This window comes from Brachybacterium sp. EE-P12, assembly GCF_003711805.1.
Taxonomy (GTDB): domain Bacteria; phylum Actinomycetota; class Actinomycetes; order Actinomycetales; family Dermabacteraceae; genus Brachybacterium.
Genome location: NZ_QXCP01000004.1, coordinates 575,035 through 595,779, shown reverse-complemented (window position 1 = coordinate 595,779; position 20,745 = coordinate 575,035). Strand labels below are relative to the sequence as shown.

The 20,745-nt window shown below is 73.1% G+C and carries 18 protein-coding genes; 4 read left to right on the top strand and 14 right to left on the bottom strand.

Annotated elements, in window-relative coordinates; all coding sequences use genetic code 11:
* Positions 1 to 2 precede the first annotated feature (2 nt).
* The 8 genes from D1648_RS05810 to D1648_RS05780 form a co-directional block, all read right to left on the bottom strand.
* Positions 3 to 2,360 carry an HD domain-containing protein gene (locus D1648_RS05810; RefSeq protein WP_122939841.1) on the bottom strand — a complete coding sequence of 786 codons (2,358 nt, stop codon included), beginning with the start codon at positions 2,358 to 2,360 and terminating at the stop codon, positions 3 to 5.
* Entirely contained in the window at positions 2,350 to 2,688 is a 339-nt protein-coding gene (locus D1648_RS05805) for a P-II family nitrogen regulator (RefSeq protein ID WP_122939840.1), read from the bottom strand. Before D1648_RS05805 ends, D1648_RS05810 begins: the two co-directional genes overlap by 11 nt.
* Positions 2,685 to 4,115: an ammonium transporter gene (locus D1648_RS05800; RefSeq protein ID WP_122939839.1), complete on the bottom strand. Its 1,431-nt coding sequence runs from the start codon at positions 4,113 to 4,115 to the stop codon at positions 2,685 to 2,687. Before D1648_RS05800 ends, D1648_RS05805 begins: the two co-directional genes overlap by 4 nt.
* Positions 4,116 to 4,371: 256 nt before the next feature.
* Positions 4,372 to 5,883 carry a signal recognition particle-docking protein FtsY gene (gene ftsY / locus D1648_RS05795; protein ID WP_241155368.1) on the bottom strand — a complete coding sequence of 504 codons (1,512 nt, stop codon included), beginning with the start codon at positions 5,881 to 5,883 and terminating at the stop codon, positions 4,372 to 4,374.
* 166 nt (positions 5,884 to 6,049) lie between these two features.
* Entirely contained in the window at positions 6,050 to 6,214 is a 165-nt protein-coding gene (locus D1648_RS17860) for a hypothetical protein (RefSeq protein ID WP_164518595.1), read from the bottom strand.
* A gap of 70 nt (positions 6,215 to 6,284) precedes the next feature.
* Entirely contained in the window at positions 6,285 to 6,710 is a 426-nt protein-coding gene (ndk, locus tag D1648_RS05790) for a nucleoside-diphosphate kinase (RefSeq protein ID WP_122939838.1), read from the bottom strand.
* 20 nt (positions 6,711 to 6,730) lie between these two features.
* Entirely contained in the window at positions 6,731 to 7,135 is a 405-nt protein-coding gene (locus D1648_RS05785; protein ID WP_122939837.1) for a DUF4233 domain-containing protein, read from the bottom strand.
* A gap of 5 nt (positions 7,136 to 7,140) precedes the next feature.
* Entirely contained in the window at positions 7,141 to 8,490 is a 1,350-nt protein-coding gene (locus D1648_RS05780) for a folylpolyglutamate synthase/dihydrofolate synthase family protein (RefSeq protein ID WP_164518629.1), read from the bottom strand.
* A 225-nt stretch (positions 8,491 to 8,715) separates the two neighbouring features.
* On the opposite strand from D1648_RS05780, the gene D1648_RS05775 reads away from it, so the two are divergent.
* Entirely contained in the window at positions 8,716 to 9,486 is a 771-nt protein-coding gene (locus D1648_RS05775) for a hypothetical protein (protein ID WP_122939835.1), read from the top strand.
* Positions 9,483 to 11,057: a WXG100 family type VII secretion target gene (locus D1648_RS05770; RefSeq protein ID WP_122939834.1), complete on the top strand. Its 1,575-nt coding sequence runs from the start codon at positions 9,483 to 9,485 to the stop codon at positions 11,055 to 11,057. Before D1648_RS05775 ends, D1648_RS05770 begins: the two co-directional genes overlap by 4 nt.
* A 150-nt stretch (positions 11,058 to 11,207) precedes the next feature.
* Here the strand turns inward: D1648_RS05770 and D1648_RS05765 are convergent, their stop codons facing one another.
* Together D1648_RS05765 and ileS are read right to left on the bottom strand one after the other, a co-directional pair.
* Positions 11,208 to 11,657 carry a hypothetical protein gene (locus D1648_RS05765; protein ID WP_164518594.1) on the bottom strand — a complete coding sequence of 150 codons (450 nt, stop codon included), beginning with the start codon at positions 11,655 to 11,657 and terminating at the stop codon, positions 11,208 to 11,210.
* 203 nt (positions 11,658 to 11,860) lie between these two features.
* Positions 11,861 to 15,157 (bottom strand): isoleucine--tRNA ligase, encoded by a 3,297-nt coding sequence (gene ileS / locus D1648_RS05760; RefSeq protein WP_122939832.1) that lies wholly within the window; start codon positions 15,155 to 15,157, stop codon positions 11,861 to 11,863.
* 474 nt (positions 15,158 to 15,631) lie between these two features.
* Here ileS and D1648_RS05755 point away from each other — a divergent pair, with 474 nt between their 5' ends.
* Together D1648_RS05755 and D1648_RS05750 are read left to right on the top strand one after the other, a co-directional pair.
* A complete protein-coding gene (locus D1648_RS05755) occupies positions 15,632 to 15,892 on the top strand; it encodes a hypothetical protein (RefSeq protein WP_122939831.1) in 261 nt (86 codons plus the stop codon).
* Between the two features lie 90 nt (positions 15,893 to 15,982).
* Positions 15,983 to 16,255 carry a 2Fe-2S iron-sulfur cluster binding domain-containing protein gene (locus tag D1648_RS05750; protein WP_122939830.1) on the top strand — a complete coding sequence of 91 codons (273 nt, stop codon included), beginning with the start codon at positions 15,983 to 15,985 and terminating at the stop codon, positions 16,253 to 16,255.
* A 16-nt stretch (positions 16,256 to 16,271) separates the two neighbouring features.
* On the opposite strand, the gene D1648_RS05745 is transcribed toward D1648_RS05750, so the two are convergent.
* The 4 genes from D1648_RS05745 to D1648_RS05730 all read right to left on the bottom strand — a co-directional run bounded on the left by D1648_RS05745 (position 16,272) and on the right by D1648_RS05730 (position 20,656).
* Positions 16,272 to 16,508, bottom strand: coding sequence for a hypothetical protein (locus D1648_RS05745; protein WP_241155367.1), 237 nt, complete (start codon positions 16,506 to 16,508; stop codon positions 16,272 to 16,274).
* A 169-nt stretch (positions 16,509 to 16,677) separates the two neighbouring features.
* Positions 16,678 to 18,519, bottom strand: coding sequence for an ABC transporter ATP-binding protein (locus D1648_RS05740; RefSeq protein ID WP_122939829.1), 1,842 nt, complete (start codon positions 18,517 to 18,519; stop codon positions 16,678 to 16,680).
* The gene (locus tag D1648_RS05735; RefSeq protein WP_122939828.1) at positions 18,519 to 19,295 is read right to left on the bottom strand and encodes an SDR family oxidoreductase; all 777 of its coding nucleotides are present in this window, start codon (positions 19,293 to 19,295) and stop codon (positions 18,519 to 18,521) included. The genes D1648_RS05740 and D1648_RS05735 overlap by 1 nt, the downstream gene beginning before the upstream one ends.
* Positions 19,296 to 19,357: 62 nt before the next feature.
* Positions 19,358 to 20,656, bottom strand: coding sequence for a dicarboxylate/amino acid:cation symporter (locus D1648_RS05730; RefSeq protein WP_122939827.1), 1,299 nt, complete (start codon positions 20,654 to 20,656; stop codon positions 19,358 to 19,360).
* Positions 20,657 to 20,745 lie beyond the last annotated feature (89 nt).

The window sequence follows — 20,745 nt, the reverse complement described above, 5'->3', positions numbered from 1 at the left end:
GCTCAGGTCGAGGCGGCGTCCATCAGGGCCGCGACGACCCGTCCGACGGTCGGCGGGTCCAGGGCGCGGCCGTGCTGGTCTGTCAGGTACAGCACGTCGACCGCACGGCGCCCCAGGGTCATCACGTGGGCGCTGCGCACCTGCAGGCCGTGGAGGGTGATCGCCTCGGCGACGTCGGCCAGGAGACTGGGGCGGTTGCGGGCGTTGACCTGCACCACGGTCGCCTCCCGTGAGGCGCCGGGCAGGAGCGTGACCACGGGCGTGTCCTCGGTGCTGCGCGGCGGCGGGGCGGGCGGCAGCTCGAGCACGCGCGCATCGGCCCGATCGCGATGGGCGAGCTCCCGATCCAGGGCGGTGCGCATCACGGAGGGGTGCGGCAGGTCCGCCTGGGTGCCGGTGACCCACCAGGTGTTCACCGCGACGCCGTCCTGGGTGCTGACCACGGCGCTGTGCACGTCCAGGTGCAGCCGCACGAGGACCCGTGCCATCGCCGCGAAGACCCCGGCACCGTCGGGTGCGCCGAGGCAGAGCTGGGAGATCGGCTCGTCGTCCAGCGGAGCGGGGTAGAGGACCTGGGCGCTGTCGCTGCGGCGGACGGCGGCGAGCACGGCCTCCTGGGCGGAGCGCTGCGGTGCCAGGCGAGTCCGGGGCATCGACGCGGTGCCGCGCAGCGCGTCACGCCCGAGGCCGGTGAGGTGGTCGACGAGGTCGGCGCGCCAGGTCGACCAGGCCGAGGGGCCGGCGGCGATCGCATCGGCCTCGGTCAGCGCCCGCAGCAGCTCGAGGGTGTCGACGTCCTCGTCCACGGCGGTGAGCAGGTCCCGCAGGGTCGCGGGATCGGCGAGATCGCGGCCGGTGGCGAGGCCGACGAGGGTCAGGTGCTCGCGCACGAGGGTGCCGATGGTGCGTGCATCGGCCTTGTCGAAGCCCAGGTGCCGGGCCGCGGCCTCGGCCAGCGGCGCCCCCTCCGCGGCGTGGTCCCGCATCCCCGGCCGCTTGCCGAGGTCGTGCAGCAGGGCGGTGACCAGCAGCAGGTCGGGACGGCTGACGCGGGGCAGGAACCGCTGCGCCTCGAGCACGGTCTCGATCTGGTGGCGGTCCACGGTGAAGCGATGCACGGCGGAGCGCTGGGGCCGGTTGCGGATCTCGGCCCAGCCCGGCACCCAGCGGGAGAACACGCCCTTGACGTCGAGGGCCTCGTAGGCGTCGGCGAGATGCTCGCCAGCGAGGGCGTCGACGAGCACATCACGCTGGGCCGGCAGGAGCGGGGCGGCCGGGGTCTGCGCCATGCGGGCGAGGGTCGCCTCGGCGAGCGGCAGACCGGTGGTCGCGGCGTGCCGCACCGCGGCCACGTCCCGCAGCAGGTCCCGGGAGGACGGGTCGACGGACACCTCGCCGGCCTGCACGATCACGCCGTGCGGGAGCCGTTCGAGGGCAGGGCGGCGTGCGGCGCCCAGTCCCCTGGTGGCGCTGCCGCCAGGTGCGATCGCGGCCTCGGCGGCGCGGACCGTGCGGTGCAGCTCCCAGGTGACGGACCGGGCCGCGTCGGCGAGGACGGCGTGGTGGTCGTCGGCGGTGGCGTGGCCGGTCAGCGCCGCGACCGCGTCCTGGTCGGCGCGGCCCAGGCGGGTGCCGGAGGTGCCGGTGACGGCCTGGAGCGCGTCGCGGGCATCGCGGAGGGTGCGGGCGGCGGAGTCGACGACCTCGTGGTCGTGGTCGGCGAGCCAGCTCTCGGCGAGCGCGCGGATGACGGTGACGTCGCGCAGCCCGCCGCGGTCGGACTTGAGGTTCGGCTCGGTGGAATGGGCCAGGGAGCCGTAGCGCCGGTCGCGGTCGGAGGCGAGGTCGACGACCTCCCCGACCCGGCGCCGGGCCTCGCGCCGCCACTTGGCACGCACCCGGGCGGCGGCATCCTCGACGAGGTCCCCGTCCCCGGCCACGCAGCGCAGGTCCAGGAGAGCGATCGCGGCCCGCAGGTCGGTGCCGGCGACCTCCTCGCACTCCGCGGGGCTGCGCACCGAGTGGTCCAGCGAGGTCCCGGAGTCCCAGATGGGGTACCACAGCGCCCCAGCGAGCTCGGCGGCCCGTTCGGTGCTCACCCGGGCCGGGTCCACGAGCAGCACGAGGTCGAGATCGCTGGCGGGGCCGAGGGAGCGCCGTCCCAGGGAGCCGATCGCGGCGAGCGCCGCCCCGCTCCCCCGTCCGGACACGGCCTCGCCGGCCCGCTCCCACAGGGTGCGCAGCCAGTCGTCGACGAGGTCGGACTGGGAGAGCCTGCGGGAGGGGCCGGCGGAGGGGTCCGCGAAGCCCTCGTGGAGCACCTGGGTGATCCGACGGGAGGAGAGCTCCTCAGAGGGCATCCGCCCCCCGTTCCCCGGTGCGCACGCGCACGACGGTGCCGACGTCGGTGGTCCAGATCTTGCCGTCGCCGATGCGGCCGGTGCGGGAGGCGGCGAGGACGAGGTCGATGATGGCGGCCTCGTCGTTCTCCTGGGCCAGCACCTCGACCTTGATCTTGGGGATGGTGTCGATCGTGTACTCGGCGCCGCGGTAGACCTCGGTGTGGCCGCCCTGGCGCCCGTAGCCGGCGACCTCGGTGACGGTCAGGCCCGTGATCCCGTACTCCCGGAGGGAAGCGGTGACGTCCTGCAGGGCGTGCGGCTGGATGATGGCGGTGATCAGCTTCATCGGGGCTCTCCTGCGACGGCGGGACGGGTGGTCTGCTCGGCGGTGCCGTCGGACTCGGTGGGGGCCGGGGCGAGGTCGGGCTCGACGGCGACCTGGTTGCGGGGCTCGGGTCCGGGGTCGGCGGGCGGGAACGCGGCGGCCCCGGTCGTGCCGGGAGTCGAGGAGCGGTCCCGGCGGGAGGCCAGGGTGCCGAGCAGATCGTATCCGGCCTCGGCGTGGTGGGTGATGTCGATGCCGGCGCGCTCGTCGGCCTCGGGGATCCTCCAGCCCATCGTGTGCTTCAGCACCAGGGCGATGGCGAGGGTCAGCACTGCCGAGATCAGCATGGCCACGATCGCGACGAGGGTCTGGACCAGCAGCAGGCTCGCGCCGCCGCCGAGGAGCAGACCTCCGTCCACGGCGAGGAAGCCGATGCCGATGGTGCCGACGAGACCGCCGACCAGGTGCACGCCGACCACGTCGAGGGAGTCGTCGATGCCGACGCGGTACTTGAGGCCGACGGCGAGGGCGCAGGCGAGGCCCGCCGCGAGGCCGAGCACGATCGAGGTGAGCGGGGTGAGCGCGGCGGCCGCGGGGGTGATCGCGACCAGGCCCGCGACGACGCCGGAGGCCATGCCGAGAGAGGTGACGTGCCGGTCGCGGATCCGCTCCACGAGGGCCCAGCCGAGCATGGCACCAGCGGTCGCGACGGTCGTGTTCACCCAGGCCAGGCCCGCGGTCCCGTCGGCCGTGCCGGCGGAGCCGCCGTTGAAGCCGAACCAGCCGAACCACAGCAGCGCCGCGCCGAGCATGACCAGCGGCAGGTTGTGGGGCTTCATCGGCTCGGTGCCGAAGCCCTTGCGCGCACCGACGACGAGGGCGAGCACGAGCCCGGCGACGCCGGCGTTGATGTGGACCACGGTGCCGCCGGCGAAGTCGACCGGTTCGGCGATCGCGGCGAAGGGGCCGTCCCCGCTGAGCAGTCCGCCGCCCCAGACCATGTGCGCCAGGGGTGCGTAGACGATCAGCACCCACACGGCGGCGAAGACCAGCCAGGTGCCGAGCTTGACGCGGTCGGCGATCGCGCCGGAGATCAGGGCGGTGGAGATGACGGCGAAGGTCATCTGGAAGCCTGCGGCGACGAGGAAGGGCACGCCGCTGCCTGCGAGGATCGACTGCTCGTCGCTGCCGGCGAGGCCGAGGAACTCCAGCGGGCTGCCGAACAGTCCGCCGACGTCGGTGCCGAAGGCGAGCGAGTAGCCGGCGACGGTCCAGGCGATCGCGACCACGGCGATGGCGCTGAAGGACATCAGCATCATGTTCAGCACGGTGCGGGCGCGCACCATGCCTCCGTAGAAGAGGGACAGGCCGGGTGTCATCAGCAGCACGAGCGCGGCGCTGGTGAGGATCCAGGCCGTCGCCCCTGTGTCGAGGGTGAATGGCTCCATGGCGGTCTCCAGGGGTGGAGGGGCCGGCAGCCGGGGCCGAGGGCCGAGCTGCCGTACGGCCGGACCGGCCGTGCTCACAGAGTGCGGTCGGGACCGGGGATCGCCTAGGCGGGAGGCCCGCCGTGACCGTTCCGTGACCGAGGGGTCCGGCACACGGGACGTGCGCCGGGACGGCGGGGCGCGCGGCGGACGGCCCGGCGCGACGGAGGCGGCGCACCGTCGCCGGTGCGCCGCCTCCGCTGGGGGGATGTCGGGATCAGCCCTCGAGGAGGGCGTCCACGAAGCCGTAGGGGTCGAAGGGGGTGAGGTCGTCCATGCCCTCGCCGAGCCCGACCATCTTCACGGGCACGCCGAGCTCGCGCTGGACGTTGACGACGATGCCGCCCTTGGCGGTGCCGTCGAGCTTGGTGAGCACGATGCCGGTGATGTTCACGGCCTCGGAGAACACCCTCGCCTGCTGCATGCCGTTCTGCCCGGTGGTGGCGTCGATGACGAGCAGCACCTCGGCGACCTCGTCGCCGTGCAGGCCCTTCTCGGCGACCCGGCGCACCTTGCCGAGCTCGTCCATCAGGCCCTTCTTGTTCTGCAGGCGGCCGGCCGTGTCGATGATGACCACGTCGACCTCCTGCTCGATGCCCTTCTTCACGGCGTCGAAGGCGACCGCGGCGGGGTCGGCGCCGTCGCGGTCGGAGCGGACGGTGTCGACCCCGACGCGGGAGCCCCAGGTCTCGAGCTGGTCGGCGGCGGCGGCGCGGAAGGTGTCGGCCGCGCCGAGCACGACGGAGCGCTCCGCGGCGACCAGCACGCGGGCGAGCTTGCCGACGGTGGTGGTCTTGCCGGTGCCGTTGACCCCGACCATGAGCAGCACGGAGGGGACGTCGGTGCCGTCGGGGGCGGTGCGGCGGGTCGCGGCGAGGCGACGGTCGAGGTCCGGGTCGACGAGGGCGACGAGCTCCTCACGCAGCACCTCGCGCACGGCGGCCGTGTCCTCGGTGCCGAGCACCTGGATGCGGCGCTTCAGGTTCTCGAGCATCTCGTCGGTCGCCGCGGGGCCGAGGTCGGCCATCAGCAGCGTCTCCTCGATCTCGTCCCAGGTCTCCTCGTCGACCGTGGAGCGGGTCAGGAGGGTGAGGATGCCGCGGCCGAGCGCGCCGGAGCGTGACAGCCGCTCGCGCAGTCGCAGCATCCGGCTCTCGGGCGCCTCGGGCGTCTCGAGGGCGGGGCCGGCGGGGGCCGACGGGGCGGCGGCTTCCTCGGCGGGCGGCGCCTCAGCGGCGGCGGGGTCGCTCGGGGCTGCATCGGCGGGGACGGTGTCGGCCGGGGGCGCATCGGCCGGGGCCGTGTCGGACGGGGCGGTCTCCGCAGCGGGCACCTCGGCCGGGGGCTGCTCGACCTCGGCCGGGACGTCGGGCGCCTCCTGGTCGAAGGGGACGTCCTCGGCGGGCGCGTCCTGGGTCCGCGTCCCGTCGGTCGCGTCGGCGTCGGCTCCGGTCGTGCCCGCGCCCGGGGCCGGGCGGTCGGCGGTCTTCGGCGCCGGGGCGGAGAGGGTGTCGGCCCAGGTCGGGGCCGCGGGGCGCTCCTTGACCGCGGTCGCGGCGCCGGTCGCGCCGGTCGCATCCGAGCTGTCCTCGGTGCCCTTGCGCTCCTCGCCGGAGCCCTTCGAGGACGAGCCGCCGCGGCCGCGGAGGAAGGCCCAGGCGCCGACGCCGAGCACGACGATGCCTCCACCGCCTCCGGCGATGAGGGCGAGTAGGGAATCGGGATCCACGGGTCACCTCCGAGGACGGGGAAGCCGGCGATGCGGCGAGGACAGCAGTCAGTCTAGGGCCGACGCGCACCCGCCCCGCGGGCGGGAGGAGAGCACGCAGGGGCGCGGGAGGCGAGGAGGGCACCGCGCGCGACGCGGCGCCGAGGGAGGGCTGCTGCGCCGAGGGTCAGCCCCGCCCGGTGCGGGAGGTGTGGCGGGGATGCTCCGCACCCGGCCCGTCGTCCTCCTCGCGCGGGGCCCGCAGATGGGGCATCGCGACGACGACCAGGATCCCGACGGCCAGCAGCACGGCGAGCGCCAGGAAGAGGACGACGACGAAGGGCAGTTGCATGCCCATATTGTGCACTGCCGTCGGCCTGCGTCCTGGGAGCCTCCCGCATGACGCGCCCGCGGGCGGCGTCTCAGCCGAGCTCGGGGAACCAGATCCCGATCTCGCGGGCGGCGGACTCCTCGGAGTCGGAGCCGTGCACGAGGTTCTGGATGACGGGGAGGTCCCTCTCGCAGGCGAGATCGCCGCGGATGGTGCCGGGAGCGGCCTCGGTGGGGTTGGTCGCCCCGGCGAGGGAGCGGAATCCGGCGATGGCGTTCACGCCCTCGACGACGAGCGCGACCAGCGGAGCGGAGCCCATGTACTCGACGAGGCCGGGGTAGAAGGGCTTGCCCTCGTGCTCGGCGTAGTGGGCGGCGAGCTCCTCGGCGGTGGCGGTGCGCTGGACGAGGGCGACGACGTCATATCCCTTCGCCTCGATGCGGCGGAGGATCTCGCCGCGCAGGCTGCGCTGGACGGCGTCGGGCTTGAGCAGGACGAGGGTGCGCTGTGCGGTCATGGGGCCAGGGTACCCACAGGTCAGCCGTCCTCCGCGTCACGTCCGGCGAGGATCTCCTCGTCCACGGCGTCCTTCTCCCGATCCAGCTGCCTGCCCTTGACGATGCCGTAGGCGAGCATCACCGCGAAGCCGATGCCGACCACCCACATCGCCCCGACCTGGAGGCCGAGCAGGATGACGGGGATCTGGAGGGCGAGGGCGAGCCAGTACGCCCAGGCGCCCCGGCTCAGCAGCCCGCCGTTCAGCAGCAGCACGACCGCGGTGGCGATCCCCCAGGTCCAGGTCAGGGCACGATCCCCGGGGGCGAGCTGATGGGCGACGAGCACCGCGAAGAACACCACGAGCGCCTCGCACACGAGCACCGTCGCGGTGATCATCCGCTGTGCGCCGTGGGCGCGGGTGGAGGGGGTGAGGTCGAGGTCCATCGGGTTCACGCCTCCTCGGGGACGCCGAGCAGGTCGCGGACCTCGGCGGCGAGCGTCACGGAGCCGGCGATGACCACGCCGCCGAACTGATCGCCCTCGGCCTCGGCGAGGTCGACCGCGATCTGGATCGCATCGGGCAGGCTCTCCTGCTCGAGCACGCGGTCCTCGTCCTCGAAGATCTCGCGGGCGATGTCCGCGAGCCGGTCGGCGGGGATCGCGCGCGGCGAGCTGGAGCGGGTGATCACCACGGCGTCCAGCAGCGGCTCGAGCACCTCGAGGATGTCGTCGGCCTCCTTCTCCTGGAGGATGCCGACCACGCCGATGGTGCGGGTGAAGCGGAAGTTCTCCCGCACGGTCGAGACGAGGGTCAGGGCGCCGGCGGGGTTGTGCGCGGCGTCGAGCAGCACCGTCGGCGCCTGGCGCACCACCTCGGCCCGGCCCGGGGAGGTGACGGTGGACAGCGCCGCCTGCAGCAGCTCCCCGTCCAGCGGACTGGTGCCGCCGCCCAGCAGAGCCTCGGCGGCGGCGACGGCCAGCAGCGCGTTGCGGGCCTGGTGCTCGCCGAGCAGGGAGAGGAACACCTCCTCGTAGCGGCCGGCGATGCCCTGCAGGGAAAGCATCTGCCCGCCCACGCCCGGAGTGCGGGCGAGGACGCCGATCTGCGTCCCCTCCACGGCCGCCTCGGCGCCGAGCTCCTCGATCCGCTCGCGCAGCACGTCGGCCGCGTCCTGGTACGGCTGCTCGGCCAGGACCGCGATCGCGGAGGCGGTGAGGATCCCGGCCTTCTCCCCCGCGATCTCGGCGATCGTCTCGCCGAGGTACTCCTGGTGGTCCAGGGAGATCGGGGTGACCACGGCGACGTCGGGATCGGCGGCGCCGGTCGCGTCCCAGGTCCCTCCCATCCCGGTCTCGATCACCGCGACGTCCACGGGGGCGGAGGCGAAGGCCTGGAAGGCCATGGCGGTGAGGTACTCGAAATAGGTCAGGCGCGGCCCGCCGGCGGCCTGGGACTCCGCGTCCACGATCTGCGCGAAGGGCTCCACGTCGCGATAGGCCTGCACGAAGCCCTCGTCGTCGATGGGGGCGCCGTCGATCGCGATCCGCTCGGCGGGCGAGCGCAGGTGAGGGCTCGTGGTGCGGCCGGTGCGCAGCCCGGCCTCGCGCAGGATCCGCTCGAGGATCCGGGCCGTGGTGGTCTTGCCGTTGGTGCCGGCGATGCGGATCGACCGATAGGAGTTCTGGGGGTCGCCCATCAGCCCCATGACCCGCTGGATCCGGCTCAGATCGGGCTCGATCCGGTTCTCCGGCGCCCGCTCCAGCAGCGCCGCGTAGACCTCTCGCAGCTCGGGGGACATGGCCTGGGGGGAGGACCCCGAGCGGGGCGGATTCTGCACTGCGGCTCCTGCGAGGGCGACGGACGAGCGGGGCAGCGCTCAGTGTACGAGGCGGGACCTGGACCGCTCCTCCCCACCCGGTGCTCTTCCACATGGGGAGTCCTGCCCATCGCCTCCGGGAGGCCCGCTCCCTAGTCTCGGGGCAGGAGCGGCGACCACGGGGTCGCCTCATGACGAGGAGGGGCGATGTCCCAGGTGACCGCGACCATCGACCAGGCGGCGCACTGGGCGGGCGGCGCCTCGGTGCCGCCCGCCCGGTGGAATCCCGTGTACCGGGCGCTGGTGGACGCCCCGGCGCCGGCGCCCGGCGAAGCCCCCGCGGAGGAGACGGTCGAGCTGATGCGCCGGCAGCTCACCGCCCCGGCCCTGCTGACGGTCGCGGTGACGACGGGTGGGTCGACGCACCGGCTGCGCATCGGGGTGGACCCGGCCACCTCCACCCTCGAGAGGTCCGAGGGCGACCAGCCCTCGCAGTGGTCCGAGTCCGCCGCGCAGGAGCTGCCCGCGCTCATCACGGACCTGCTCGAGCGGGCCGGGGTCGACCTCTCCCCCGCCCGGCTGGACGTGCGGCGCAGCAGCGACGCCCTGAGCCTGAGCCCGCAGCAGGCGGCCGCCGCCCGTGAGGGGCTCGCCCGCGGGCTCACCCCGGAACAGGCCTTCGCCGCCGTCCCGGGTCTGGACGACTCGCTGCGGGACGCGCTGACGGCGACCGGGCCGAGGATCTCCCTCGCACTGACCCTCCATGATCCGCAGGGGCGCCAGATCGAGCGGCCGGTGAGCTGGTCGAGGCTGTGGGCGAGCGGGAGGAAGGGCCTGTACCGGCTGGATCAGCCGGACGGACCGGAGCTCGCGGTGCATCCGGTGGACGGCGGCGACGTGCTCGGCACGGTGCTGCCGATCCTCGAGCAGGCCCTGCGGTTCGCCGCCGGCGCGACCGTCGCAGGAGGTGCGCGATGAACACCTTCTGGGGGATGGACACGGCGCAGCTGCGCGAGCACGCCGAACGGCTCCGCACGGCCTCCGGCGAGGTCGAGGGGCTCACCGCACGGCTCGGAGCCGCGGTGCACTCCGCCACCTGGACCGGAGCCGATGCGGACGAGTTCCGGACGCGGTGGACGACCCTGGCGACGGGTCGGCTCATGGCGCTGCGCACGGACCTGCTCGCACTGGGGACGACAGGTCTCGCGGAGGCCGAGCAGCAGGATGCGGCCTCGGACGGCGACGGCGGCGATGCGAGCGGCCCCGGCGGCGTCTCGGACGCAGGCGACGGGCCCGTGCCCGGCCGCGGGTACCTCCACGAGGACAACCCCTGGATGCCGGACTGGCTCGAGAAGCCCGTGGAGCAGGCCTTCTCCGGCCTCGCCGAGGGCATCTCCGAGGGGATCGGCTGGGGCTTCGACACCGGGATCGATCTGCTCGAGCGCGGCCTCGGTGAGTTCGGGGTGGACATCGACGGGATCGCTCAGTTCCAGCGGGACGCGGACCACTTCGGCGGGATCCTCGAGGACTGGGCCACCGGTGAGCGGGTCCCGACGATCGCCGAGGTCGGCGCCGCCGGACTGCTCGCCGTCGGCTCCGCGGGCGTCGGCCTGTACGAGGCCGCGACGGGGAGAGACACGGCGCTGCTCGATGACCGTCCGGGCGGGATCGTCGAGTCCGTGACCACGGACGACACCCCAGCGCGGAGCCCGCAGACCCTCCAGGACCTCGTGGTCGGCAACGATGCGCTGCGCATGGACAACCCCGGCGGTCCGCTGGGAAACGGCCAGATCGGCATCCAGCAGGTCCGCAGCACGCAGGGTTCCGAGCCGTCGTACATCGTCCAGGTCCCGCCCACCGAGGGAGCGGGCATCACCGACGTGCCCGGCGCCTACGGCGAGCAGGGCGGCTCCCGCGACTGGGGATCGAACCTGCGCCTGGTCGCCGGCCAGCATCCGGCTGCGATGGACGACGTCCGCGCCGCGATGGAAGCGGCCGGGGTGCCTCCGGGGGCGGACGTGATGATCGTCGGCCATTCGCAGGGCGGCATCATCGCGAACCACCTCGCCGCCGACCCCTCCTTCAACAGCGCCTCGGGCGCGGCCGGCAGCTACAACGTGACGCACACCTTCTCCGCGGGCTCACCGGTGCAGACCGTCGTGCCGGCGCAGGCCTCGACCGAGTCCGTCACCGTGAACCACGAGGCGTCTCTCGGCCCGAGCGGGTTCGGCGGCGATCTCATCCCCGCGACCGACCTGCAGGGTCGGCAGGTCGACGGCGGCACTCTCTCTGCTCCGAATCGTCACGAGGTGACGCTCGATCCCTATCCCGTGACCGGCTGGAACCCGGTGCCGGTGCTCGAGGCGAACCATGACTCCGTGGGCCCCGAACGCGACCCCGACGGCGGCTACGCGGGATCGGTGGGACGGGCGACGGACACCGAACCGACGCTGTCCGCGCTCCAGGACGATCTGACGGGCAGGTATCTCGGGGAGGGCACCTACATCGCCGAGTCCCATGTGGTGACGGTGGGCCGCGGCGATCCGTGACCCGGACCGCGGATCCCGGATGCGGTCCGCCCCAGGCCGTGCTTCGCGGAGAAGGACTCGGCGGTGATCCGCTCGAGGCGCGGAGGCTGCGCTCCGCTGCGGACGGTTCGTCCGGCACGCAGGTGACCGACGTATGTGCACGCTCCCCGGTCAGCTCAACCCGTAGCGGGAGTAGAGGGATCCGGCGGTGACCTGATCGCGGCGCGGGTCCTCGCCCTTCGTCTCCGGATCGAGCACGAAGACGTCGAGCTCGGTCCCGTCGGCGAGCACCCCGAGGATCCAGCCGACTCTGAGAGTCCGGGCCTCGTCGCCGCCGATGCGGTCATGGACCACGGTGATGATCGCGCGCATCGCCTCGTCATACACGTCGATCCCCGCGTCCCGGTCCTCCGCCTCCAAGGAGACGGTCCCGCTGAGCAGCCGCTCGAAGGTCGCCCCCGCCTTCTGCTCGAGCTCGACCGAGGCGACCCCGTCCACCGCCGCAGCGGCCTCCTGCGCCTCCGCCGAGACGTCCTTCCCCCGCAGCAGCCGTCCACAGCCGCTCAGCACCATCGCCGCCGCCGCGACCACCCCGCCCAGCGCAGCCCGTCTGCTCACCATGCTCATCCCCTCGTCCCTCGACTCGCACCCGAGCATGCCACGTACAGGACTGCAGGGGGCGTCGCCCCGCAGCCCTGTGGACAGCGCGACGGGCAGAACCGTCGACCGGCGCGCGAGGACGGGCGGGTCCCGGACAGGCGAGGCCCCACCGCTGTGGCGCCCTGGCCGGGGCGGCGCAGCGGTGGGGCCGGCACGGCGGTGCCTCAGGCCCGGCGGACCGAGACCCGCACGGTCCCGCCGGAGACCTTCTCGCTCGCCTCGTGCGCCCCGTCGGCGGGCGCGGCGGGGACGTCGAGCCCGACGGCGAGCACCTCGCCGGCGACCAGCTCGCGGTGCGCGGCGACCGAGGCGACGACGCTCTCGTCGCCGTCGACGGTCAGCCGGATCCGGTCGGAGATGTCCAGTCCCGCCTCGCGGCGCGCGGACTGGATCGCGCGGACCACGTCGCGGGCGGCACCCTCCGCCTCGAGCTCGGGGGTGACCCGGATGTCGAGGGCGAGGAAGTCGCCGCCGCGCAGCACGCCGACGGCCCGGCCCTCGAGCGCGGCACTCTCGCCGGCGACGAGGTCGAGGGAGTACTCGCCCTCCTCCAGCACGATCCCGCCGGAGGTGACGGTGCCGTCCTCCGCCACGGTCCAGTCCCCGGTCTTGGAGCCCTTGATCGCGCCCTGCATCTGCTTGCCGAGCCGGGGCCCGGCGGCGCGGGCGTTGACGGTGAGCTTCTGCTCGACGCCCATCCCCTGCGCCTCCTGGCTGGTCACGTCCAGCAGCCGCACCGCCTTGACATTGAGCTCGTCGGCGATGATCGCGGAGAACGGCTCGAGCGAGGCGGGGTCGTGGTGGACCACGGTCAGCTCGGCCAGCGGCAGGCGGGCGCGCAGACCCTCCTTCTTGCGCAGCGCGTTGCCGGCGCTGGCGATGGCGCGCACGTCGTCCATCTGCGCCACGAGCGCCTCGTCCCGGGGGAACAGGGAGTCGTCGGGCCAGTCGGTCAGGTGCACGGAGCGCCCGCCGGTGAGCTCCTTCCAGATCTCCTCGGCGACCATCGGCAGCAGCGGCGCGACGACCTGGCAGAGGGTCTCCAGGCTGGTGGCGAGCACGTCGATCGCCTGCTCGTCGCCCTCCCAGAAGCGGTCGCGGGAGCGGCGCACGTACCAGTTGGTGAGCATGTCGAGGTGGTCCTGGATCTGTTCCGCCGCGTCGGCGATCGCGAGCTCGCGCAGGGAGGCGCGCACGCCGCGGACCAGGTCACCGGTGCGGGAGAGCAGGTAGCGGTCCATCACATCGGTGGACTCGTACCGGGCCGCGCCGCGGTGGCCCGTCGGCCTGCCGTCCGCATCCTTCTCCCCCGCCGCGTTCGCGTACAGCGCCAGGAAGTACCAGACGTTCCACAGCGGCAGCACCACGTGGCGCGTGGCGTCGCGGATCTTCGGCTCGTCCACGACGAGGTTGCCGCCGCGCAGGATCGGGGAGGACATCAGGAACCAGCGCATCGCGTCGGCCCCGTACCTGTCGAACATCTCCCGCACGTCGGGGTAGTTGCGCAGCGACTTGCTCATCTTCTGCCCGTCCTCGCCCAGGACGATCCCGTGGCAGATCACGGAGGTGAAGGCGGGACGGTCGAACAGCGCGGTCGAGAGCACGTGCATGACGTAGAACCAGCCGCGGGTCTGGCCGATGTACTCCACGATGAAGTCCGCGGGGTTGTGGCCCTCGAACCAGTCGCGGTTCTCGAAGGGGTAGTGCACCTGCGCGAACGGCATCGAGCCCGAGTCGAACCAGACGTCGAACACGTCGGTGACGCGGCGCATGGTGGAGCGGCCCGTGGGGTCGTCCGGGTTCGGGCGGGTGAGCTCGTCGATGTAGGGGCGATGCAGGTTCACCTCGCCGTGCTCGTCGCGCGGGAGGGTGCCGAAGGCCTCCTCGAGCTCGGCGAGGGAGCCGTAGACCTCGACGCGCGGATGGTCGGGGTCGTCGCTCTTCCACACCGGGATCGGGGTGCCCCAGTAGCGGTTGCGGGAGACAGCCCAGTCGCGGGCGCCCTCGAGCCAGCGCCCGAACTGGCCGTGCTTGACGTTGCCGGGCACCCAGTCGATCTGCTCGTTCAGCTCGAGCATGCGCTCGCGCTGGTCGGCGACCTTCACGTACCAGGAGGAGACGGCCTTGTAGATCAGCGGGTTCCGGCAGCGCCAGCAGTGCGGGTAGGAGTGCACGTAGCTGGATTCGCGCAGCAGGCGCCCCTCGCGCTGGAGGCTGCGGATGATCGGCCGGTTCGCCTCGAACACCTGCACCCCGGCGATCTCGTCGAGCTGGGTGCCGCGGAAGTACTCGTGGAACTGCGCGCCCTCGTCGACCGAGACGATGACAGGGATGCCGTAGGCGGCGTTGACCTGCTGGTCGACCTCGCCGTAGGCGGTGGCCTGGTGGACCACGCCGGTGCCGTCGTCGGTGGAGACGTAGTCGGCGACGGTGACGATCCAGGCGTTCTGGGTGCCCCACTTCTCACGGTCCTCGGAGTAGACCGTCCACAGCGGCTGGTAGGCGACGTGCTCGAGCTCGGCGCCCGCGTAGGTGCGCTCCTCGATCGCGGCGGCGGCGTCCTCGGCGCTGTCGTAGCCGAGCTCCTTCACGTGCGCGCCGACGAGCGCCTCGGCCAGCAGGTAGCGGCCCTGCCCGGCGGCGGTGCCGTCCGCGGCGCCGAGCGGTCCGGCCGGCAGCACGGCGTAGCGCAGCTCGGGGCCGACGGCGAGGGAGAAGTTCGTGGGGAGGGTCCAGGGGGTGGTCGTCCAGGCGAGGGCCTTCACGCCCGCGAGGCCGATCTGCTCGGCCTTCTCGCCGGTGAAGGGGAAGGTGACGGTGACGGTCTGGTCCTGGCGGTCCTGGTAGACGTCGTCGTCCATGCGCAGCTCGTGCGCGGACAGCGGCGTCTGGTCCTTCCAGCAGTAGGGCAGCACGTAGTAGCCCTCATAGGCCCGGCCCTTGTCGTGCAGGGTCTTGAACGCCCACAGCACCGACTCCATGAAGGTGACGTCGAGGGTCTTGTAGTCGTTCTCGAAGTCGACCCAGCGCGCCTGGCGCGTGACGTACTCCTCCCACTCCTTGGTGTACTTCAGCACCGAGGCGCGGGCGGCGTTGTTGAAGGCCTGCAGGCCCATCTCCTCGATCTCGGACTTCTCGGTCATGCCGAGCTCCCGCATCGCCTCGAGCTCGGCCGGGAGGCCGTGGGTGTCCCAGCCGAAGCGGCGGTCGACCTTCAGCCCGTCCATCGTGCGGAAACGCGGCACGACGTCCTTGACGAAGCCGGTCAGGAGGTGGCCGTAGTGGGGCAGGCCGTTGGCGAAGGGAGGGCCGTCGTAGAAGACGAACTCCTCCGCGCCCTCGCGACGGGCGATCGAGGCGCGGAAGGTGTCGTCGGTGCGCCAGAACTCCTGGATCGCGTTCTCGAGCGCGGGCAGGTGCGGCGAGGGGACGAGGGGGTCTCCGGAGACCGGGTAGACCATGGGACAACCTCCGAGGCGGAACAGGGTGGGCGGATGCGGACTGCGACGATGCTGTCCGAGGACGTCGCCGGCGCGGGGCCGGTGGCGCGGTACCACCTCGGTTGACGCCTCGCGCACCGGTCTCGGACCGATGCGAGGCCTCCCCTCGTTCCTCAGCTGTGACGGGCTGGTCCCGGCGGGTTCTACTGTGCCCCCCGCCCTCGAGGGGCGGTGGGCGGTTCTTCCCGCGGCTCTCCGGTGATGGCCGGGTCGATGCCGATGCGGTGCAGTGTACGCGGGGCCGGGTGCCTGGTCACGACGGGCGGTGCGGAAGAGACACGGGGAACATCCCGGAGCCGCACGCCGCACTGCGCCGATGTCCGGCCCCGCCCCGCCGGTCCCAGCGGATGAGTGCGGGATCTCCAGCGGATTGCCAGGTGCGCGGGTTCTGATGGCTCCGCCGGCTCTCGCAGGGCCGCGGACGAAGGAGACGACATGGATGACGACACCCCTCCGCGACGGTCACGTCTGGGTGCGACGACGCTCTCGGCGGCGGCGCTGCTGGTGCTGAGCTTCGGTCCGTCGGCGCTCGCGCTGAGCCCCTCGGCCACCACGGCGACCTCCTCCCCGCCCGCCCGGGTCGTGGTCTCCGCCCCCGCCGCGGCCGCCGGCGCGACAGCGACCGTCCGGTCGCAGGACGAGGAGGATGCGGCCGACGGTGCTGCGGCGCCCGGGGCGTCCCTCGACGAGTCGTGACTCACCTCCGACCCTCTGCGCAGTCGTGGAAGACTGGTCCTTCGACGGAACCGCCCGCCGTGCGGGGCGGATGATGCAGAAGGAGCGAGGATGTCGCTGTCGGGAGAGCCCTTCACCGCGAAGTGCCTGAAGTCGGGGATCACGGTCGAGGTCGCGGAGGGGCAGTCCCTCCTCCAGGCTCTGCTCGATGCGGGCGTCCCGATGGACTACTCCTGCGAGGGCGGCGTGTGCGGCACCTGCGTGGTGCCGCTGGTCTCCGGCCAGGTCGAGCACATGGACGAGTTCCTCATGGACGACGAGCAGGCCGACCAGATGATCACCTGCGTCTCCCGCGGCGAGGGCGAGATCGAGATCGACGTCTGAGGCCGGTCCCGCGCGGCTAGAGCCGCGGCCCGGCAAGCACCCAGGCGAGGACCACGAGCCCTGCGGCGGCTCCCGCCACGGCGACAGCGAGTCCCGTCTGGAGGGCCGGTCCCACCACGAGCAGGGCCAGCACGACGAGTGCGGCCAGGGTGAGCATGACGGTGAACAGCACCGGGCGTCCCATGGCCGGGCGTCCGGCACGCGCCTCGCAGGTCCTCTCGCGCGGGTCGAGCGTCTGCGGGTGCATGCTCATGGTGTCCTCGTCGATCGTCGTGCGGTCATCCGGGCGGTGAGCCCTCCGGGACGGGTCCCGTCGGCCACCCGGGTGCTGGGGCATGACCACGATCCTTCCGGCGGCGGCGCGGCGCCGCATCCCGCGGCGGGAGGAGCGGGGCTCATCCTTTCGTCGTAGCCGGACCGGTTCAGGGCACGGGGTCCTCCGCACCCCGGGCGGCGAGACGGGCGAAGGCCCCGCCCCTGCCCAGCAGCTCCTCGTAGGTGCCGCGCTCGACGATCCGGCCGCGCTCCATCACGACGATCTGGTCGGCGTGGCGGATCGTGGAGAGCCGGTGGGCGATCGAGACGGTGGTGCGGCCGCGGGCGACGGCGGCCAGCGCCCCGGACATCGCCCGCTCGGTCGCGACGTCGAGGGCCGAGGTCGCCTCGTCCAGCAGCAGCACCGGCGGGTCGCGCAGGATCGTGCGGGCCAGCGCCAGGCGCTGCTTCTCCCCGCCGGAGAAGCGATAGCCCCGCTCCCCCACGATCGTCGCGTAGCCCTCGGGCAGGGACTCGACGTGGTCGTGGATCTGGGCGATGCGGCAGGCGGCGACGAGCTCCGCATCGCTCGCGTCCGGGCGGGCGAAGCGCAGGTTCTCGGCGATGCTCGCGTGCAGCAGGTAGGTCTCCTGGGTGACCACGCCGATGCTGGCGGCGAGGGAGTCCATGGTGATCTCGCGCAGGTCGTGGCCGTCCAGGGTGACCCGCCCTGAGCTCGGCTCGTAGAGCCTGGCCATGAGATAGCCGGTGGAGGTCTTGCCGGAGCCCGTCGCCCCGACCAGCGCGGTGTGCTTCCCGGCCGGGACCACGAGGTCCAGGTCGGCGAGCGCCGGCTCCTCCGCGCCCGGGTAGGAGAAGCTCACGTCCTCGAAGCGGATCTCTCCGCGCACCTGCGCCGGGTCCAGGGCGATCGCGCCCTCGGCGTCGGCGATGAGGATCGGTGCGTCGAGATACTCGAAGACCCGCATGAACAGCGCGAGGGAGCTGTTGACCTGCGTCGCGACCCGCAGCAGAGCGTTGATCTGGGGGAACAGGGAGGACTGCAGGGCGATGAAGGCGACGAGGGTGCCGATGGTGACGCCGCTCCCGGCGGGGTCGGCGAACAGCAGGTGCCCGCCCAGGAGGTAGGTCAGCGCCGGGAAAAGCGCCATGATCGTGGTGAACACGGCCATCTGCCAGCGGCCGGCCATCTCGGAGCGCACCTCGAGGTCGGCGAGCTCGCGGGAGTCGGCGGCGAAGGCGCGGCTGAGCGCGGCGGTGCGGCCCATCGTGACCCCGAGCAGGATCCCGGAGACGGACAGCGATTCCTGGATCCCGGCGGAGAGGTCCGCGGCCTTCTCCTGCCGGGCACGGACGATCTCGCGGCGGCGCCGGCCGACGCGACGGTTCATCCACACCGCGAAGGGCAGGGCGATCAGGGAGAAGAGCGTCAGCCGCCAGTCCATGGCGAGCATCGCCGCCAGCGCCATCGCGACCCCGGCGCCGGAGGAGACGATCTGGGTCATCACCGAGGTGACCACGGACTGCATCGACCCGATGTCCGAGAAGATGCGGGACTGGATCTCGCCGGTGCGGGTGCGGGTGAAGAAGCCCAGCCCCATCCGCTGCAGGTGGGAGAAGACCGCCACGCGCAGGTCGTGCATCACCGACTGGCCCACGCGGGCCGAGAGCATCGACTGGACGACGCCGAGGGCGCCGGCGAGGACGGTCACCGCGATGAGTCCGCCGACGGACCAGGCGAGCACGTCGGCGCGCTGGTCGGGCAGGGCCACGTCGACGATCTCCCGGATCAGGAAGGGGGAGACCACCCCGGCGGCGGCGCCGAGCACGATCAGGGCGAGCACCCCGGCGAGGGTGAGGCGGTAGGGGCGGAACAGGCCCAGCACCCGCCGCACGTCGGGGCGCTGGCCGGGGCCGAGGCGGAGGTCGTCCGGGAGGCGTCCACCTCCCCCGCCGCCGCGGCCGCCGCCCATGCCGCCGTAGGCCATCACACGCCCTGGTGGCGGGCGACCCGGTGGGCGGCCGCCTGAGCGAGGGGGCGCACCGTGACCAGGTCGAGGTTCACGTGGTGAGGGGCGTTCAGGGCGTAGGAGATGACGTCGGCGCAGTCCTCGGCGGTCAGCGGCTGCTCGACCCCGTCGTAGACGGCGTCGGCCTGCTCCTGGTCGCCGAGGCGCACGAGGGAGAACTCCTCGGTGCGGACCATCCCGGGGGCGATCTCGACGACCCGCACCTTCTCGCCGTTCAGCTCGAGCCGCAGGGCGCTTGCGAGCATGTGCTCGCCGGCCTTCGCGGCGTTGTAGCCGGACCCGCCGGGGTAGGCCTCGTGCCCGGCGACGGAGGTGACGAACAGCAGGTCGCCGCGACCGCTGGCGCGCACGGCCGGCAGCAGCGCGCGAGTGACGCGCACGGCGCCGAGCACGTTGATGTCGTACATCCGCTGCCACTTCTCGAGGTCCGCCTCGGCGGCGGGCTCGACGCCGAGCGCACCGCCGGCGACGTGGACCACGGCGTTGAGCGTCCCGCCGAAGAGCTCCTCGGCGCGGGCGGCGAGCGCGGCGACGGAGTCGTCGTCGGTGACGTCGACGGGCAGGATCTCGCAGCCGGTCTCGGCGGCGAGCTCGGCGAGGCGCTCCTCGCGGCGGGCGACGGCGAGGACGCGCCAGCCGTCGGCGACGAGTCGGGCGGCGGTCGCGCGGCCGATGCCGGAGGAGGCACCGGTGACGACGGCGGTGAGCGGGGCGGCGGCGGAGTCGGAGGTCATGGCCTCGAGCCTACGTCGAGGGAGGAGGGCTCAGTGCGCCGCGGCATCGGCGGCGCGAGGGCTCAGACCCCGTGCACCTGCTCGTGCTGCCCGCTCGCGAGATCCCCCTCGACGCGCCCCTTCGACAGCCGCGCCATGATCGCGGCGATGGCGCCGTCGCCCGTGACGTTGGTGGCGGTGCCGAAGGAGTCGATCGCGATGTAGGCGGCGATCATCAGGCCCACGGCCGCCTCGTCGAAGCCGAGCATCGAGGAGAGGACGCCGGCGGCCGCCATGATCGCGCCGCCCGGCACGCCGGGGGCCGCGATCATCACCACGCCCAGCATGAGCACGAAGCCGAGCAGCGCGCCGAGGTTCAGGTCCATGCCGGTGACAATCATGATCGCGACGGCGAAGGTGGTGATCTTCAGCGTCGATCCCGAGAGGTGGATCGTGGCGCACAGCGGGACGACGAAGTCCGCGATCGCGTCGGGGATGCCGTTGCGCTTGGTGCACTCGACGGTCACGGGGATGGTCGCGGCCGAGGAGCTGGTGCCCAGCGCCGTCATGTAGGCGGGCAGCATGCGGGCGAGCATGCGCAGCGGGTTCCTCCCCAGCGCGATGCCGGCGACGCCGTACTGGGCCAGGAGCACCACCACGGTCATCGCGAAGACCAGCACGATCACGGCGAGGAAGGTGCCGATGACGGTCCAGATCTGGCCGTTCATGGTCAGGCCCAGGAACATGCCGAAGATGTACAGCGGAAGGAGCGGCACGATGATCGCCTCGATGATGCGCACGATGATCGTGCGCAGCTGCTCGAAGGACTCCTGGAGGGCGCCCCTGCGCACGAGGGTCAGCCCGATGCCGAGGCAGAAGGAGAGCACGAGCGCCGTCATCACGTCGAAGACCGGCGGGATCTCGATGTCGAAGTACGCCGCGATCGCGGAGTCCTCGGGGTTCTCGAGGGCGCCGACGCTCGCCCCGTCCAGCATCCGCGGCAGGAGCAGCAGCGAGAGCGTGAGCGCGAACAGCCCGCACAGCACGGTGGAGAGATAGGCGATGCCGGTGGTCGCGGCGAGCATCCTGCCCGCGCCGCGACCGAGCTCGGCGATCGCCGGGGTCACCAGACCCACGATGATCAGCGGGATCAGGAATCCGAGGAAGCCGGAGAACACCCCGTTGAAGGTGGTGAAGACGCGGGCGATCGACTCGGGCATCACCAGTCCCAGCCCGGTCGCCAGGACGATCGCGACGAGGATCCGGGGCAGGAGGCCGAGCCGGCGGCGGCGCGCGGGCTCGGCAGGCTGTGCAGCGGCGGGCTCGGCGGTGCGCGCGGGCTCCGCCGCGGGGTCGACGTCGGCGTCGGGCGTGAAGGTCATGTCGGTCCGGTTCACTGGGCGGGGCGGGGACCGGGCCAGGGTAGACGGCGGACGCGCGGTGCCGCGACGCCTCCTGCCGCGCCTTCCCG

Coding starts and splice junctions, on each gene's coding strand:
- D1648_RS05735 (WP_122939828.1), bottom strand. CDS start 19,295: ATGACCTCCGACTCCGCCGCCGCCCCGCTCACCGCCGTCGTCACCGGT.
- D1648_RS05810 (WP_122939841.1), bottom strand. CDS start 2,360: ATGCCCTCTGAGGAGCTCTCCTCCCGTCGGATCACCCAGGTGCTCCAC.
- D1648_RS05745 (WP_241155367.1), bottom strand. CDS start 16,508: ATGAGCATGCACCCGCAGACGCTCGACCCGCGCGAGAGGACCTGCGAG.
- ileS (WP_122939832.1), bottom strand. CDS start 15,157: ATGGTCTACCCGGTCTCCGGAGACCCCCTCGTCCCCTCGCCGCACCTG.
- D1648_RS05755 (WP_122939831.1), top strand. CDS start 15,632: ATGGATGACGACACCCCTCCGCGACGGTCACGTCTGGGTGCGACGACG.
- D1648_RS05805 (WP_122939840.1), bottom strand. CDS start 2,688: ATGAAGCTGATCACCGCCATCATCCAGCCGCACGCCCTGCAGGACGTC.
- D1648_RS05750 (WP_122939830.1), top strand. CDS start 15,983: ATGTCGCTGTCGGGAGAGCCCTTCACCGCGAAGTGCCTGAAGTCGGGG.
- D1648_RS05770 (WP_122939834.1), top strand. CDS start 9,483: ATGAACACCTTCTGGGGGATGGACACGGCGCAGCTGCGCGAGCACGCC.
- D1648_RS05780 (WP_164518629.1), bottom strand. CDS start 8,490: ATGTCCCCCGAGCTGCGAGAGGTCTACGCGGCGCTGCTGGAGCGGGCG.
- D1648_RS05730 (WP_122939827.1), bottom strand. CDS start 20,656: ATGACCTTCACGCCCGACGCCGACGTCGACCCCGCGGCGGAGCCCGCG.
- ndk (WP_122939838.1), bottom strand. CDS start 6,710: ATGACCGCACAGCGCACCCTCGTCCTGCTCAAGCCCGACGCCGTCCAG.
- D1648_RS05800 (WP_122939839.1), bottom strand. CDS start 4,115: ATGGAGCCATTCACCCTCGACACAGGGGCGACGGCCTGGATCCTCACC.
- D1648_RS05765 (WP_164518594.1), bottom strand. CDS start 11,657: ATGGTGAGCAGACGGGCTGCGCTGGGCGGGGTGGTCGCGGCGGCGGCG.
- D1648_RS05740 (WP_122939829.1), bottom strand. CDS start 18,519: ATGGCCTACGGCGGCATGGGCGGCGGCCGCGGCGGCGGGGGAGGTGGA.
- D1648_RS05775 (WP_122939835.1), top strand. CDS start 8,716: ATGTCCCAGGTGACCGCGACCATCGACCAGGCGGCGCACTGGGCGGGC.
- D1648_RS05785 (WP_122939837.1), bottom strand. CDS start 7,135: ATGGACCTCGACCTCACCCCCTCCACCCGCGCCCACGGCGCACAGCGG.
- D1648_RS17860 (WP_164518595.1), bottom strand. CDS start 6,214: ATGCAACTGCCCTTCGTCGTCGTCCTCTTCCTGGCGCTCGCCGTGCTG.